Annotated in this window: 13 protein-coding genes; 7 read left to right on the top strand and 6 right to left on the bottom strand. The window is 52.2% G+C overall.

Translation table 11 applies throughout. The annotated features are described in order from the left end of the window. Positions 1–25 precede the first annotated feature (25 nt). The gene (locus tag REH51_RS03095) at positions 26–349 is read left to right on the top strand and encodes a hypothetical protein (RefSeq protein ID WP_009721723.1); all 324 of its coding nucleotides are present in this window, start codon (positions 26–28) and stop codon (positions 347–349) included. A gap of 53 nt (positions 350–402) precedes the next feature. Here REH51_RS03095 and REH51_RS03090 read toward each other — a convergent pair whose 3' ends face one another. From REH51_RS03090 to REH51_RS03080, 3 genes are all read right to left on the bottom strand, one after another. Beyond that, positions 403–2,310: an EAL domain-containing protein gene (locus REH51_RS03090; protein WP_498936822.1), complete on the bottom strand. Its 1,908-nt coding sequence runs from the start codon at positions 2,308–2,310 to the stop codon at positions 403–405. Between the two features lie 14 nt (positions 2,311–2,324). Then, positions 2,325–3,038 carry a transglutaminase-like cysteine peptidase gene (locus tag REH51_RS03085; protein ID WP_009721725.1) on the bottom strand — a complete coding sequence of 238 codons (714 nt, stop codon included), beginning with the start codon at positions 3,036–3,038 and terminating at the stop codon, positions 2,325–2,327. A 120-nt stretch (positions 3,039–3,158) separates the two neighbouring features. Beyond that, positions 3,159–3,830, bottom strand: a complete 672-nt coding sequence (locus REH51_RS03080; protein WP_009721726.1) for an arylesterase — start codon at positions 3,828–3,830, stop codon at positions 3,159–3,161. On the opposite strand from REH51_RS03080, the gene REH51_RS03075 reads away from it, so the two are divergent. The 4 genes from REH51_RS03075 to glyA all read left to right on the top strand — a co-directional run bounded on the left by REH51_RS03075 (position 3,829) and on the right by glyA (position 10,084). Next, positions 3,829–4,662, top strand: coding sequence for an ABC transporter ATP-binding protein (locus REH51_RS03075; protein ID WP_009721727.1), 834 nt, complete (start codon positions 3,829–3,831; stop codon positions 4,660–4,662). The genes REH51_RS03080 and REH51_RS03075 overlap by 2 nt on opposite strands. Then, positions 4,655–7,219 carry an ABC transporter permease gene (locus REH51_RS03070; RefSeq protein WP_009721728.1) on the top strand — a complete coding sequence of 855 codons (2,565 nt, stop codon included), beginning with the start codon at positions 4,655–4,657 and terminating at the stop codon, positions 7,217–7,219. Before REH51_RS03075 ends, REH51_RS03070 begins: the two co-directional genes overlap by 8 nt. 51 nt (positions 7,220–7,270) lie before the next feature. Further along, positions 7,271–8,662, top strand: a complete 1,392-nt coding sequence (locus REH51_RS03065) for a hypothetical protein (RefSeq protein WP_009721729.1) — start codon at positions 7,271–7,273, stop codon at positions 8,660–8,662. A 156-nt stretch (positions 8,663–8,818) separates the two neighbouring features. Further along, the gene (gene glyA / locus REH51_RS03060) at positions 8,819–10,084 is read left to right on the top strand and encodes a serine hydroxymethyltransferase (protein ID WP_009721730.1); all 1,266 of its coding nucleotides are present in this window, start codon (positions 8,819–8,821) and stop codon (positions 10,082–10,084) included. Positions 10,085–10,235: 151 nt separating this feature from the next. On the opposite strand, the gene REH51_RS03055 is transcribed toward glyA, so the two are convergent. The 3 genes from REH51_RS03055 to REH51_RS03045 are packed head-to-tail and all read right to left on the bottom strand — an operon-like array spanning position 10,236 to position 12,386. Continuing rightward, positions 10,236–11,036 (bottom strand): glycosyltransferase family 32 protein, encoded by an 801-nt coding sequence (locus REH51_RS03055; protein ID WP_009721731.1) that lies wholly within the window; start codon positions 11,034–11,036, stop codon positions 10,236–10,238. A 41-nt stretch (positions 11,037–11,077) separates the two neighbouring features. Beyond that, positions 11,078–11,671, bottom strand: a complete 594-nt coding sequence (locus REH51_RS03050; RefSeq protein ID WP_009721732.1) for a FlgO family outer membrane protein — start codon at positions 11,669–11,671, stop codon at positions 11,078–11,080. A gap of 4 nt (positions 11,672–11,675) precedes the next feature. Then, positions 11,676–12,386 carry a hypothetical protein gene (locus REH51_RS03045; protein WP_009721733.1) on the bottom strand — a complete coding sequence of 237 codons (711 nt, stop codon included), beginning with the start codon at positions 12,384–12,386 and terminating at the stop codon, positions 11,676–11,678. A gap of 205 nt (positions 12,387–12,591) precedes the next feature. Here REH51_RS03045 and REH51_RS03040 point away from each other — a divergent pair, with 205 nt between their 5' ends. Next, on the top strand, positions 12,592–13,605 hold the full coding sequence (locus REH51_RS03040) for an OmpA family protein (protein ID WP_498936820.1): 1,014 nt from the start codon (positions 12,592–12,594) through the stop codon (positions 13,603–13,605). A 348-nt stretch (positions 13,606–13,953) separates the two neighbouring features. Next, positions 13,954–14,889: an HAD-IIB family hydrolase gene (locus REH51_RS03035; protein ID WP_498936818.1), complete on the top strand. Its 936-nt coding sequence runs from the start codon at positions 13,954–13,956 to the stop codon at positions 14,887–14,889. Positions 14,890–14,895: the final 6 nt, after the last annotated feature.

Raw genomic sequence — 14,895 nt, 5'->3', positions numbered from 1 at the left:
GCTTTTACCTACAGAGGAAGCCGCTATGCTTTACATCAAACGCAATGCCGAAGGGGAGATCGTGATGCTCAGCAAAGAGCCATCGCCTGAGTGTAATGACACTATTAATGAAGATTCGCCGGAGGTGTTTGCTTTTTTAGCTGAGCAAACAGGGCAGTCGGCGCAGTTTATTGCGTCTGACTTGGCCTTTGTGCGGGTGGTGGAAGATATGCTGGAAGTGCTGCTAGAGAAGGGCTTGCTGAGTTTTACTGACTTGCCTGCGGCGGCACAAAGAAAGGTGATGGAGCGTAAGTCGTTGCGGGCGAAGAACGATATTAATTTGCTAGGCGATGAAGATGAACTGATTTAATACGGCGCGTCGTTAGACGCGCCGTTTGCTGGCAGTTACAAAACTACTACTCTTTAGTTCAGGCGCACGCCTGGTCCGGTGGCTCCGTCTACGCCCACGCCGAAGAGACTCTCCAATTCGGCTTGTTCAGTCACACCTTCCGCAATCACCTGAATGCCGAGGGAGTGGCATAGCGTGGCCATTCCTCGCACGATGGTTTGCTGTTCATAAGACGTATGAATCCCACCAATCAAGCTACTGTCTATTTTTAGGTAGGCAAGGCCGATGTCGTGTAAATCGGCAAGTTTGGTAAATTCTGCGCCGACATGTTCAATTCCGAACTGACAACCTAACGGCCTTAGCGCCGTACATAAGCCGCGAAGGCTGCCAATAGCATGGGTATTCAAAATAGCGGGTACTTCAAAGCACAGCTGTTTGGCTAGTTGAGGTTGTTTTTCGAGTAGCATTCTTAGCTCAATCACAAATTCAGCATTGGTGATGGAGGCAATTGAAAGGTTAATACCAAGGGTTTGTGCGGGGTTGCCAGCAAGTTGCTCAAGGGCTTTCTTAACCACAGCAATATCTAGCGCAGGTTCTAAGTGGAAGCGCGAAATCCAAGGAATAAACATGCCGGCTGTTTGCCAGTTATTGGCAAGCTCTAGGCGAGCAGGGCATTCGTAGTGCAGTACGTTGTGGTGAGCATCAATAACTGGAAAATAAGCGAGCTGGGGCCCCAACGTAATCGCGGCATTGAGCGCTGAACGCCATTCGGCATGATTGCCAAAAAGTGAGTTATGTTGGTGCTCTCGAACAACCACCGTGGTACGGGCGCTCGCGCTTTCGGCTTCAGCAAGGGCGTCGTCTAGGTTAGCCAGTAACCCACCTCGGCCGTCATGAGGCGTGTAGGCAACCACGGCAGTCGGTAAACGAATGCCGATGTTGGGTGCCTTGAGCGCGATGGTGTCAAGCGCTTGGCGAAGGCGAGGTATGAGTGCTTTAGTATCCTCTTCTAAAGGCAGCATGAGTATAAAATCGCTGCCGTTCAAGCGCCCAACCAGTGCTTCTTCTTGTGTGGGGGCCAGCTTGAGGAGTTGTGTCACTAACTCACTTAATAACTGATCAGTGGCTTGATGGCCTAGCTGCTCGTTAAGCGTTTCAAGTGCTTCTACTCGGGTCATTACCATCAGCCCCGTGGCACGGGCGTCTTCACTCCCCATTAATGATGACAAGCGGCCCATAAATACGTCGCGATTGAGCGCCCCTGTAACACGATCGTGTTGCAGATGCCGACGCAACTCATCCAGTTTTTGGCTTTCCTGGCTGAGCATTTGGCGCACATTGGCAGACAGAACGTTCATTGCTTGGGCTACTTCTCGTAGCTCTAACGTGCGGGGTTCTTTAATGGTGGTAAAGCGTCGGGCGCTGATGTCCTTTGCCTGGGCGACAACCCGTACCAGAGGATGCTTGATGCCGCGTACAACGACCGTCGCGATGGCGAGACTGATCGCACCGGCCAGCAAGAACCAGCCTGCAAGCTCAAGCATAATGCGCCACAAAGAGGCATAGGCGAAGCTGTGCTGGCTTTCGAGTTCAAGCGTACCGAATTGCCGCCAGCCGTCTTGAATCGTTGCCATGCCAATCGGCACATCGAAGTGAATAAGGTTGCGGAACCAGGCGGGCACGTCTCCACGGTATTCGTTGGCTGAACGCTCAATAAGCACCTGGCCTTCTGTGTCTCGAAGGGTAATACGGCGATAATAGCCAGTATCAAACTGTGCGGAAATTAACAGCTCCAGCGTCACCACGTCTTTATTGAGTTGGCTCATGGAAAGTGCCAATGCTGTTGCATTGTCTTCGTTTTTAATGCGCACCTCCTGCTCGATATAGTCGCGGCTCGAGGTGATGCTGATCGCAAGCCTGCCGATAAATGAAAGCAACAGTAGCGCAATAATGGCCAGCCAAAGCTGTTTAATCAGCGACATAGTGCCTAATCCTCTTAAATAAAACCTTGTGATTGCATACGTTCAACGACGTTGCGCCAGCGTGATAGTCGCGCTAGCGGGTCGGCACGTGATTGCGTTGTGCCACCAGCCCACAGTCCTTCGCTATTAAAACTGAAAACCGGGTCTAGGTCGGTGCGTTGAGAAGCCGGAGAAATAGAAGGTGCAATATTATCAAGCACTAACGGCTCGGCACTGGGAGTTGAATAGTAGCCAAGTACCATGTGTGCCTGGGTGATTTGGCTGCGGCCAATGCGCGCACGAACATAAATCATTCGCAGGCGTTCACCGGGAACACCGAGCTGTTTCAACGTGATGTACTTAGCGATGGAATAGTCCTCACAATCGCCCTGTGCTTTACCCATTGCCTCTAATGGCGTCGCCCAGAAGTCCTCTTGCCCCCAGACATGGATATCATCAACCCAACGTATTCGACGGTTAAAAAAGTCGTTTACCTCGCGAAGTTGCGTTTGCACCTCTTGCCCACGCAAGCGTTCCAACATGGCAAACCACTCCTCTAAAACAGCAAGCCCGCTTTGGCCATACTGTTGTTGCATGCTCTGCCGTAATCGTTGGGGGTTGAAGGCTGTTGCAGGCGAGGCGTGAAAACCTAATCCTGCGCTCAGCACAACCGCGCCGACAGTAGCTAAAAACTGTCGACGCGAAAGTTGTTTAAGTTGGGAGCGAGAGGAGGCAGGCATAAACGCCATGAGTAATAGTTAATAAGCGTTAAGCCTACAAGCTACTGCGTTGAAGTGCACTATCTCCTCAGTAATATCTTCTCATTAGAAAGTACTAGCTTTAAACGCGGAGGGAGGACTGTCGTCACCTCATTTGGCGGATGCTTGAAACACGCTGTCGAGCAGTGGTTCCAGTGCTGGCCAGACGTTGTCTAAAATAATTGGCTGAGCCTCGGCGGTGGGGTGAATGCCATCGTCCTGCATTAGTTGTCCGTTAAGTGCTACGTCTTCCAACAAGAAAGGGACGAGAGACACGTCATACTCATCAGCTAACGAATGGAAAACGCCTGTGAAGGCATCACGGTAGGCTTGGCCATAGTTGGGCGGAATATCAATGCCGAGAAGCAGTACGTCAGCACCAGCCTGTTGGCTTTGTTCAATCATGTTAGCTAGATTGGAACGCATTTGAGTAGGCGGAAGGCCACGTAATCCATCGTTGCCACCGAGCTCTAACAGAACGATATCAGGCTGTCGCTGTCCGATGATGTTAGCCAATCGTTGTGCACCGCCGGACGTCGTTTCACCGCTGATACTGGCATTTATAACCTGGGCTTCCCCTTCTAGCCGTTCAGCCAATAACGTGACCCAGCCCCGTTCTTGCTCTATACCATAGGCGGCACTAAGGCTATCGCCCATGACTAAAAGTGTTGGGCGTTGGTCGGCGTTGAGTGCCGGCGCGCTAAAGATGACTATCAGTGCCAGCAACCCTCCGGTTACCATGCGGTTCAGTCTTTGCCACGCTACAGGGATGCCATGCTTCATGTCTTACTCCTCTGATCCACAAGCCAATTTGGACCCAACAGCTAATTTGCCAACCGATGATGCCTCTTTGCATCAGCCCACCACCGACACCATCACTGCCAGCAAGGTTCCTCACAAGCAAGCTCACCAGCCAGTACTTCATGCTGAAAAACTTTCAAAAAAGGTGAGAAGCGGTGAACGTTCGCTAACTATCTTACACGACCTTTCGCTTAGCGTGGCAGCGGGAGAAAGTGTTGCCATTCTTGGTAAAAGCGGTGCTGGTAAGTCGACGCTGCTAGGGTTGCTGGCAGGGTTGGATACGCCCAGTGATGGTGAACTCACGCTATTTGGCCAGCCGCTGAGCCAAATGGATGAAGATGGGCGTGCTGCGTTGCGGGCTGGAAGAGTCGGTTTTGTATTTCAAAACTTTCAGCTGCTACCGACGTTAAGTGCATTGGAAAATGTGCTATTGCCGTTAGAGCTGTCCCCCCGAGCAGGAGAAACTCAGGCCGCGGCTCAATGGCTTGAGCGAGTCGGGCTTGGTGAGCGCACAGAACATCTGCCTAAGCAGCTTTCGGGAGGTGAGCAGCAGCGCGTTGCCATTGCACGCGCATTCGTTACCGACCCTGAGCTAGTATTTGCTGACGAACCAACCGGTAACCTTGACCCTGATACGGGGGCACAGATTATTGACTTGCTCTTCACGCTGAACCGTGAAGCAGGCACGACGCTAATTTTAGTGACCCACGACCACGCACTTGCACGCCGCTGCGACCGATGTTTACGCCTGGCTAACGGGCAGTTAATGCCGTTCGAACCAACCGCTGCTGTAAACGGGGGTGGCGATGAGTGATGTAAACTGGCGGCTTGCTGCACGCAGCTTGAAGCGTGATCTACGCGCGGCTGATGTTCGCGCGCTGTTTGTAGCGCTGGTATTGGCCGTTGCCGCCTCTACCATGATCGCCTTTTTTTTAGACCGCCTGGAGCGTGGTTTGGAGCGCCAGGCAAGTCAAATGCTGGGAGGTGATTTAGTCCTCGAACAGCGCGAGCCGTTCTCTGAGGAGCTACGCACGACGTTAGAGCAAGCGGGTTTTACGCTGAGTGATCAGGTTGATCTAGTGTCGATGATTAGTCGTGGCGAGCGTTTTCAACCGGCTAGCTTGAAAGCGGTTGATGATGTGTATCCTCACTATGGCGTTTCCCATGTGGATCGTGGTGACGGGGTTGAACTGATTGCATCAGGTCCACCACCAGGAGAAGCCTGGGCAGACCCGCGTTTAGCGCAACTGATTGACATTGCGTTAGGCGACCGTGTTCAGGTAGGTCAAACTGAACTTCTGATTAGTGGGATTATCGAGCGTGAGGCGGATCAGTCTGCCGGCTTTGGTAATTTTAACCCACGTTTAATGCTCAATACCGCCGACTTAGAGGCAACAGGGCTTGTGCAGTTGGGGTCGCGACTCGAATTTGAACTGCTTGCCGCGGGGCCTCCCGCAGCACTGGAGCAAGTGCAAGGCTTGCTGGCCGAGCTAAGGCGTGAAGGGGTAGATGTACGTGATGTACGTGTTGACCGCCCTCAGTTGGGCAACGCGCTTCAACGTGCTGAGAGTTACCTGGGGCTTGCCGGATTAGCAGCCGTATTATTAGCGGGCGTAGCGGTAGCTATGTCTACTCGCCGTTACGTTGAACGCCATCTGGATACCGCTGCGTTACTGCGCTGCTTCGGCGCTAGTCAATATCAGCTGGTGACTATTTTCACCCTGCAACTAATGGGACTAGCGCTAATGGCCTCTATCATAGGCGCGCTGTTAGGGCTTATTGGTCAGGCTGTGCTGTTGTGGCTGTTAACAAGTTTTCTGCCTATGACTTTACCACCCCCCGGCATTATGCCGCTTTGGCTGGGCATTTTTACTGCGCTTGCGGTACTGGTTGGTTTTGCTGGCCCCACGTTGTTACGCATTAAACGTGTCAGTGCGCTGAAAGTGTTACGTCGTGAGCTTGACCCACTACCGCCGTCTGCTTGGTTAGTGGTGGGAGTGGCGAGTCTAGTGTTTGGTGGCCTGTTGTGGCTTTACTCAGGCAGTTTTTCGCTTGCACTGGCGCTGCTCATCGGTGGCGCGGCCCTGTTAGGGCTTTTATGGATGGCCAGCACGCTGTTGCTAAACGGTCTGTTGAAAGCTGTTCAACGGCTTTCCGGTGGAAGTGAATGGGGCCAAGCGTTTCGGCTGGGCGGAAGGCAACTGGCCCGCCGAAAGCAGGCAGGGCTCGGGCAACTGCTAGCGTTTTCGGTCACGTTTTTTGCGATGGCGATGATCGTACTGGTGCGAGGTGATTTGTTGTCCACCTGGCAAGATCAGTTGCCGGAGAATACCCCTAACTACTTTGCTATCAATATTCAGCCCAGTGAGCGAGATGCCTTCGAAGACGCGGTTGCTCCACGGGTGGAGACCCAAAGCACGCTGTACCCGATGGTGCGTGGGAGAATCAGCGCTATCAATGGCCAGCCGCCGATAGACACTGTCCCGCCCGACGCACGAGGAGATAACTCGCTGCGCCGCGAACTGAATCTTACCTGGCAATCAGAGTTGCCCGAAGGTAATCAGATCGTCGCCGGAGAGTGGTTTTCACAACCTAGTGAGCCCCAGGGATGGATGAGCGAAGTGGAGGCCACGCCTCAGGCGGCGTCTAACGTTGTGCCCATCTCAGTGGAAGATGGCTTAGCGGAGCGCCTTGGTCTTGGGTTAGGCGACGAGCTAACGTTTTCCGTAGGCGGCGATACGATAACGACCCGCATTGAGAGCCTGCGTAGTCTTAACTGGGATAGCTTTAACCCGAATTTCTTCGTCATTTTCCCACCAGGAGTACTTGAAGCGTTTGGGCATAGCTTTATCACTGCGTTTCATTTGCCAGAAGAAGAGCAGGGCTTAATCCGGCAGCTAGTCAGTGATTTCCCAGGCGTATCACTGCTTAACGTGGATGCCATTTTAGGCCAAGTGCGCGAGGTGCTTACCCAGGTCACTCGAGCGGTAGAACTGGTGCTTATCCTGGTTCTGATGGCAGGGGTTAGCGTGCTTTATGCAGCACTGACTGCTAGCCGACCGGTACGAGCCCATGAGAGTGGCTTGCTGCGTGTATTTGGTGCAGGTAACCGAATGATTTCAAGGGTGCAAGGAGCTGAATACGCGCTGCTCGGTTTCGCTAGTGGCTTAATGGGTGCTGCCCTTGCAGAGTTTGCCACTGCCGCACTTTACCTCTACTGGCTTGATTTAACACCGCGCCTGCATGTGGGGTTATGGCTTGTTCTGCCCTTGGGGGGAGCGCTGCTGATTGGCATTATCGGACATGCCCTTTCTTACAGCCTGCGGCGTCAAGCGCCTGCGGCCAGCTTGGGGTTGCTCGGTGAAGCTTAACAGCACCTTTCCAAGTGCTATGCTTAGCGCTTCTCACAAGGAGGTCATGACATGCCGGTGTCTCTAGGTCATCGCCAGCTTACCGCTGGGTTTTCGTTGCTGCTTCTTTCCGGTGCGGTGAGCGCTTCACCCCAGCAGTTTGAAGCAGATCTTCGCGAGCGGCTGGGCAATGAAGCGAGCGCATTCACGGTCGCCCAAGTGTATGAGCAGTCTGAAACTATCATTGCTGAAGACATTGCTATCACTTATGCCAATGGCGACGTGTTTACTATCGAACGCTACCTCGTTGAAGGCGATTATCATCGTCCAGACAGTGTAATGATTGATGGTATGGCCGTTAGCGAGGCAGACAGCCCACAGCCTTTTTTCAGTATTGTCTCCATTGAACTACCCAACGCTGCGCAAGCGGTGCCGTCGATTGAAGAAATGAGCGCTCCTGACTTTGTATGGAAGGCGATGAACGCTCGCGACATCACGCTAAATCTACAAGGTGAGGCGGCTGATGAATTTTTTAGTGAGCTAGATTCTCCCCCGCTTGAGGGGCACCTGCACATTGAGACGCTCACGCTTGAAGAGGCCAGCAGTAGCGCCATTGGCTTGTTCGATATGCAGGGAGTCAGTGCTGATTTTAATGACCTGGAGAGTGGTATTAGCGTGGTTTTTTCGCTTGCTAATTTGCGCGTTGAGCAGCTAACCGGGGTCGACACACCAGGGGAGGAGAGTGTTGAACACGCTGAGTTGAGCGGCGTTAACCTATCTGGAGAAGGTTGGAGCGTAGTGTTGGATAGCGCCTGGGTAGAAGGCAATTCCTATGTGGGCGATGCAGGCTTCGAAGGCGCATTTTTTGATATTGGAGGGCTGCTGCCTTTACTGCCACTCGAGCAGCGACAAGAGTTCGAAACCTTCAACAAGCTACTCACAGGGGGGAGTGGTCAGTTACTAGCCGAAGGGCGCAGCCACTCACGCTGGGATGAAGAGGGGGAAACCGACCGATTGATTTCTGATGGCTACTTGCGCTTGAGTGATGCTGCGGGAATTGAATACAGCCTTGATGTACCGATCACTTTGCCAAAAAGCGTTTCCATTGAGCAGGCAATGCAAAACCCTGCGCTGTTTGAATCGGCAATGTTGCATGGTGGTGACGTGGTAGTGGCCTATACCGATGAAGGGTTGCTGCCGCGATTAACTACCGAGATCGCGGCAAATGAGAGTATCACCGAAGCGCAAGCAATCTCTAAGGCCTTGGGGCAGGCCCGAGAGCTTGAGCCGCTGTTAGGCTCACAAATCACCAAACTAATGACAGGGTTAGTCGACATTATGGCTGGTCATTCCCAAGCCTTAACAGTCAATGTGGCATTGCCCAATCCGTTTACTTTTAACCAATTCATGATGAATCCGATGGGGCACACCGAGCGGTTTACGTTCACCTTTGAGCTAAAGTAGCGTGGTTGACCAGTTAGTCAGCTTTTCGCTAATGGCTAAAACATGAAATACGCTCATGCACGACCTGACGCGGATGCGATGAAAGTCGCGTCAGGCTGCGTTATGATAGCGCCCTAGTTTCTCCATGATGATCCTTTCGTAACGAGGTTCCCGCCGATGTTCAGCCGCGATATGACAATTGCCGGATTCGATGATGTGCTTTTTGACGCGATGCAGAAAGAAGTTGCACGCCAAGAAGCTCATATTGAATTGATTGCTTCTGAAAACTACGCCAGCCCCCGCGTATTGGAAGCGCAAGGCAGCCAGCTGACCAATAAATACGCCGAAGGCTATCCAGGTAAGCGCTACTATGGCGGCTGTGAATTTGTCGATATCGCTGAAAATCTTGCGATCGACTATGCCAAGCAGCTGTTCGGCGCAACCTACGTGAATGTTCAGCCTCATTCTGGTTCCCAGGCCAATAGCGCGGTTTTCCAAGCGCTGGTAAAACCGGGCGACACCATTTTGGGGATGAGCCTGGATGCTGGCGGCCACCTGACCCATGGAGCTAAGCCCAACTTCTCTGGCAAGCACTACAATGCTATCCAGTATGGGCTGAACGAGCAGGGCTTTATTGATTACGATCAGGTGGCCGAGCTAGCTCGCGAGCACAAGCCCAAAATGATCATTGCTGGCTTCTCTGCTTACTCGCAAATTGTCGATTGGGCTAAGTTCCGTGAGATCGCTGATGAAGTAGGTGCCTACTTGCTGGTTGATATGGCGCATGTATCTGGTTTGGTTGCTGCAGGCGTTTACCCAAGCCCGCTGCCCCATGCACACGTAGTGACATCAACCACTCACAAAACCCTGCGTGGCCCACGCAGCGGCGTTATTCTTTCTGCTGAAAACGATGCGGATATCGAGAAAAAGCTGCAGTCAGCCGTCTTCCCTGGTGGCCAGGGCGGCCCGTTGATGCATGTTATCGCTGCTAAGGCGATCTGCTTCAAAGAAGCCATGGCACCTGAGTTTAAAACTTACCAGCAGCAGGTGGTGAAAAACGCCCAAGCGATGGCCAAGGTATTTATCGACCGTGGTTACGATATCGTTTCTGGTGGTACCGAAGATCACCTGTTCCTACTGTCTTTGATCAAGCAGGGTGTGACCGGTAAAGATGCTGACGCCGCCCTGGGCCGCGCTCATATTACCGTGAACAAAAATGCGGTGCCTAATGATCCGCAAAGCCCGTTCGTGACCTCTGGTTTGCGCATTGGTACGCCTGCCGTTACTACCCGTGGTTTCGGTGAAGACGAATGCAGCCAACTGGCCGGTTGGATTTGTGACATCTTAGATGTGCTTGCTAAGGGCGATGACACCAGCTCAATCGAGGCTCAAGTGCTCGATAAAGTGGCGCAGGTGTGTGGCCGCTTCCCGGTTTACAAGTAACACGTGCCCGCTTTGCTATGCCGTGTAGGTTTGTGATATCGAATAGTAGCGGCATGGCAAGGCAAAAAGAAATAAAACTAAAACGATAAATAAAAAGCGCTAACCTTTACGGTTAGCGCTTTTTTTATTGGCGTGAAAGCCGAGCTTAAAATCAAGGCTCTTCTTGACGAATGATGCTGACTTTTTTCTGCTCCCTAGTCCATTTGCCCGCTTTTTTATCAATGTACTGGAAGTGCTCGTTAGTAAAGTTGCCTTGGTTACAGGCGTGGCGGTAAGACACCGTGGGTACCACGTGTTGGTCTAATAACTGAATAAATACGCCAGGACCTGTTAGCTCGAACACGTTGGTGAGAGTGTTCTCTTCAATGTTTTGCTGCACTTGATCAATCAGTCTACGTAAGTTGGGATTGCCTGGTTTACTGGCGATGAAATAATTGCTCAGTTCACCTTTGCGTGTCGTGACGTAGAGTTCGTCAATATCGCCAGGAACAACGCGGGAAAGTGGCCAGATGGCATGTGCATCAATATCGAGGTAAACCCCGCCGTACTTGTAAAGCACCATTAGGCGCCAAAAATCAGCCTGCGCCGCGCCAATTTGTAGCTTTGAATAATTGGAGAATAGGGCATCATCGAAGTTTTCTTTAATGAAATCACTCCGCGCTTCGGTAATCATGAAGCGATATTCGAAACGGGGAGCCATCAGCCGATTAAACAAGTAATTCAGGTAAACCGGAAGGGTTACCTTGTTGGTGAAGTTAGTCTGCCAAATAATGCGCGGAATAGCCGAATCATCTTTAGGCGTCAGCCAGGGCGCGGCATGGTCTGGCAGTGTGAAGCGCTTGTTCGGCAGCACAGTATGAAAAATATAGCTAAGCAGCTTGGTAACGTTTGCGCATAGCTTTATCAAGCGACTAGTGGCCACGATAAGTGGTTTGCTTGTGCGGGTGGACATGTTCATCCTTCTCGTTCGTGTAGCGGCAAGGGGTGAATCGACTACCAGCCGCCTTGGCCTTCCAATAAGCTTCGGGTGTTATTATCCAGCGGGAGTTTAAAGTCAGCGCTGCCAAGCACCATCGCATCACCCGCGCGTACTACCCGTGCGCTAACATAGAGATAGTCCTGGCCTTGTGCATAGGTACCCATCAGTATGGAGCGTGCATTGTGCTGGGCGCTAAGACGTTGTACTTGGCGAGATAAAATTAATTCGCCAACGGTTTCTTCGATAAACATGCTGTCACGCATTTTGACTTCGCGCACCTGCATGCCTTGCCTTGCGAGGGCGGACGCCATAATTTCAGAGCTGATACGGCCGAATGTAGACGATTGGCTTAAATTATCAATACTCACAAAAGTAGCCGCAATCATCGGGCTATGGCGTGTAAGATCCGGGTTACTGGCGACCATTTGCGCTGCGGCTTCGTGAGCTAGCTCAGAAAGGTCTGGCTGAGGCTCGGCATTTCGCATGCTATTGTTATTGCCAAGTGCGGTGCAGCCCGCTAAAAGCAGCATAAACAACGCAGCGACAACCAAGCGAGCGCTAACGGCTAACCCGCGCAGCTGGAACAGGGTGGAAGAGAGTGGAAGCATGTAATTACCAAGTATCGGTGATAGAAACAGTTGGGGTTGCAGGCGCTTGAGGAACACGATGCGGTGCGTAGTGACGTCGGTCACCAGCATTAATGTAATAAATATTAGAAGAGGAATAGAGAATACGGTCATTATCAACGATCTGGGTAGTGATGATAACCTCCTCTTTGCCCTCATATGTCCAGCTGCCGCTGGTCGTATCTGCCGCCATCGCAGCGGGAATTAATGCTAGCGCAGGTTCGCTCCAGTTACCGAGAGCCATGCTAGCCACGGTAACCCCGCCTGCGAGGGCGGTGTAAGCACCAAACGGTGGGCGTATATAGCCGCGATCGCGATGTTCAACGACTTCCACGTCTACTTGAACAATGGCACCGCCAGTGTTGGGTTGTGTCATCACGCTTCCCCCTCGCGACACCAGCTCGCTTGTTAATAGCGTACGAAAACCGCGCTCAAACTCGCCACCGTAGTAGGCGCTAACTGATGCATGCTCTTGCGCTGGAATATGTAAATCCCTAAAGCGAACCCGTTCACTGCGAAGAATACCAGCGGCTTCGTGCTGGGCTAGCACTTCCCAGTGTTGAGCCGCTTGCATACGTTGCTGCTCACTATATGGGTAAGTAGTGGCAATGGGGGCTTGCGATGTGTTGGCATAGAAGCAGCCGCTTAGCATCAGGCTCGCCAGTCCAATACAGGCAGGGCGCAATAGTTGAACCATGGATGATGGCATTGTCGATGATGACATGGTCGGTAATGACATGGTTCTTGATGACTCTGTCGAAAATGAAACAGTTCTTGATGACATAGGTCGGGTGCGCACCTGATAGTTCCTTCTCGCTACGAAACGGCTTTTGATAGACTAGTTTGCCATGCTTACCCTAGATCGGCCACGAGGTTAAAAACTTGAATGAGTGAAACCCCCCATGCTTGAAGCCCACCGCGCTGGTCCGCGTCACGATTCATTGCTAACCGCCTATACAGAAGATGAAAGTAATAGCGGTTGGATGATTAGCTATATCGACGTCATGACACTGCTGGTAGCCCTGTTCGTTATCATTATTGCTGCGGCTGATGTGACAAACCCATCATGGTTTCAGCAGGAAGCCGCCGAAGAGTACGGCTATGAGTCGTCGCCTGCTAGAGAAATACCACTGCCGGATGCGCTAGCAGAGCATCGCCAGCAGCGCCCGGTACCAAGTGTATTTCCCAGTAGTGATACGCTCAGTCCGTTCGCGATTAGCGCTGCGCTAGGCGTAGCAGGGTTACCTAAGGTTCGCTCTGCTGTCGTGGGTGTGCCGCCATTATTGGCGCGCATTGAAGAAACACCAACAGATAAGGAGCCATCGGCTGGTGAGATTATGCTTCCGCAGTTACTACTGCCCACCGATGAGCGTCAATCGGCCTCTCCGTTGGCGGATTACATGGTAGTGCTCACTGACCGTCCTCCTGTCAATGTACAAGAAGTGTCTGATGTGGCGATCAACAGCGCATTAGCGCTTGATGAGAGATTGACTGAGCGTGTGGAAGCATCGACATATCTACCCAACTTGGAAGGCGTTGAAGTTTCCCGGGTTGCCGAAGGGATCAGTTTGCGTGTGCAGGATCGGTTGCTATTTCCCTCTGCCGATGCCCAGTTAACAGAAGGTGGCTCATCGCTCGTAGGGTCGCTGATGGACACCATACAGCGCTTTGAGGGGGAAGTATGGGTGGAGGGGCACTCTGATAGCCAATCTATCAATACCCCAGAGTTTTCGTCCAACTGGGCGCTTTCCAGTGCGCGTGCGATTGCCATCGTTGAAGCACTGGAAGCCGCAGGCGTCTCCCCTGAGCGCTTGCGAGCCGTTGGATTAGCAGCAACCCAGCCACTAGAAGATAACCTCACTGCCGAAGGGCGAGCGCGAAACCGTCGCGTTGAGGTCGTTATTCACGTGGACTAACGCATTGATCAAAAAAAACCCGCCGGGGGAGGCGGGTGTTAAAGGGCTTGGCTCACTGCAGCCCACTGACATCAGGTGAGGGGTGTACAAGGTTGTCAGTGGGTACAATTTGAGTATAGCTATTTATGAGCTTTTGCCAAGGCCTTGTCGAATTTTTTTCCATTTATTTGCGCGCCATTTTGGTGCGCCGAAGCTGCGTTGTTTTGGGGCTCATAAGAAAGCGGCTACTTTTTATGAGTTAAATTTTTGATTATTAAGAATAAAATTGTATTGGCATACAAACTGCTTGGTTGCTTATCTAAAAGTGGAAGTGCGTAACGACTTTTAAGATTGCAAAAGGGTGGTGCTATGACCGAACACAAGCGTACTGCGTTGCCCAGCGATGCTCAGTCACCAAGCGACTTGGATCCAGCGCTTCAACCGCGTTTGGTAGTCACCGACTTAGACGGTTCACTGTTAGATCATCATAACTATGATTTCTCACCTGCCAAGCCCTGGCTTGCTCGCCTTAAACAGCTAGGGGTTCCGGTTATTCCGGTCACCAGTAAAACCCGCGCTGAGCTCATCCCCCTGCGGGAATCCCTTGGGCTAACAGCGACCCCCTTTATTGCTGAGAATGGTGCCGTTATTGGTCTACCGCCAGGTTGGTGCCATGCGCGTTTAGATCGCCCTGGTAATGGCCGAGATGGCGTCGTTATAAAACACACCGGTGTTGATAGTGGTTTCATTAGAGCGCGATTAAATGTTTGGCGTAAGCGTCTGGGGATTCGGTTTACTCGAATGGGCGACTTAAGTCTTCAACAGGTAATGGCGTTAACTGGGCTTGATGAAACCCGTGCCAAAGCAGCGCGGCAGCGGGAGGGGAGTGAGCCGCTTATTTGGGAAGATAATGCAGCCGCACTTGAAACGTTCCGCATTGCGCTTGAAGGCGATGGCCTTGAACTTACACAAGGGGGCCGTTTTTGGCATGTGATTGGGCGCTTGTCTGATAAAGGGGGGGCCGTAGAGTGGCTAATTAAACGATTTACTGCATTACGAGGCAGCCAGCCGCTTTCATTGGGCCTGGGCGATGGCCCAAACGATATCACGATGCTGGAAGCCGTCGATCAAGCCGTGGTTATTCGAGGTTGTCACGCACTTAACGTTGAGCCGCAAAACAGCTCGCTATATCGAACGAATGCAACTGGGCCAACTGGCTGGGCTGAGGGGGTAGCCCACTGGTGGGGGCGAGATGACGGGCGTCTAAAAATGACGCCAGCAAATGAAGCCGCTGCATCAGTTTAAAAGCCA

The sequence above is a fragment of the Halomonas bluephagenesis genome (genome assembly GCF_054790765.1).
The sequence above is the reverse complement of the archived record's forward strand: the minus strand, read 5'-3'. Positions and strand labels throughout refer to the sequence as shown.

Bases quoted from the DNA above. Each gene is read 5' to 3' on its own strand.
- REH51_RS03055 (WP_009721731.1), bottom strand. From the start codon at position 11,036: ATGTCCACCCGCACAAGCAAACCACTTATCGTGGCCACTAGTCGCTTG.
- REH51_RS03040 (WP_498936820.1), top strand. From the start codon at position 12,592: ATGCTTGAAGCCCACCGCGCTGGTCCGCGTCACGATTCATTGCTAACC.
- REH51_RS03090 (WP_498936822.1), bottom strand. From the start codon at position 2,310: ATGTCGCTGATTAAACAGCTTTGGCTGGCCATTATTGCGCTACTGTTG.
- REH51_RS03075 (WP_009721727.1), top strand. From the start codon at position 3,829: ATGTCTTACTCCTCTGATCCACAAGCCAATTTGGACCCAACAGCTAAT.
- REH51_RS03080 (WP_009721726.1), bottom strand. From the start codon at position 3,830: ATGAAGCATGGCATCCCTGTAGCGTGGCAAAGACTGAACCGCATGGTA.
- REH51_RS03035 (WP_498936818.1), top strand. From the start codon at position 13,954: ATGACCGAACACAAGCGTACTGCGTTGCCCAGCGATGCTCAGTCACCA.
- REH51_RS03095 (WP_009721723.1), top strand. From the start codon at position 26: ATGCTTTACATCAAACGCAATGCCGAAGGGGAGATCGTGATGCTCAGC.
- REH51_RS03065 (WP_009721729.1), top strand. From the start codon at position 7,271: ATGCCGGTGTCTCTAGGTCATCGCCAGCTTACCGCTGGGTTTTCGTTG.
- REH51_RS03070 (WP_009721728.1), top strand. From the start codon at position 4,655: ATGAGTGATGTAAACTGGCGGCTTGCTGCACGCAGCTTGAAGCGTGAT.
- glyA (WP_009721730.1), top strand. From the start codon at position 8,819: ATGTTCAGCCGCGATATGACAATTGCCGGATTCGATGATGTGCTTTTT.
- REH51_RS03050 (WP_009721732.1), bottom strand. From the start codon at position 11,671: ATGCTTCCACTCTCTTCCACCCTGTTCCAGCTGCGCGGGTTAGCCGTT.
- REH51_RS03085 (WP_009721725.1), bottom strand. From the start codon at position 3,038: ATGGCGTTTATGCCTGCCTCCTCTCGCTCCCAACTTAAACAACTTTCG.
- REH51_RS03045 (WP_009721733.1), bottom strand. From the start codon at position 12,386: ATGGTTCAACTATTGCGCCCTGCCTGTATTGGACTGGCGAGCCTGATG.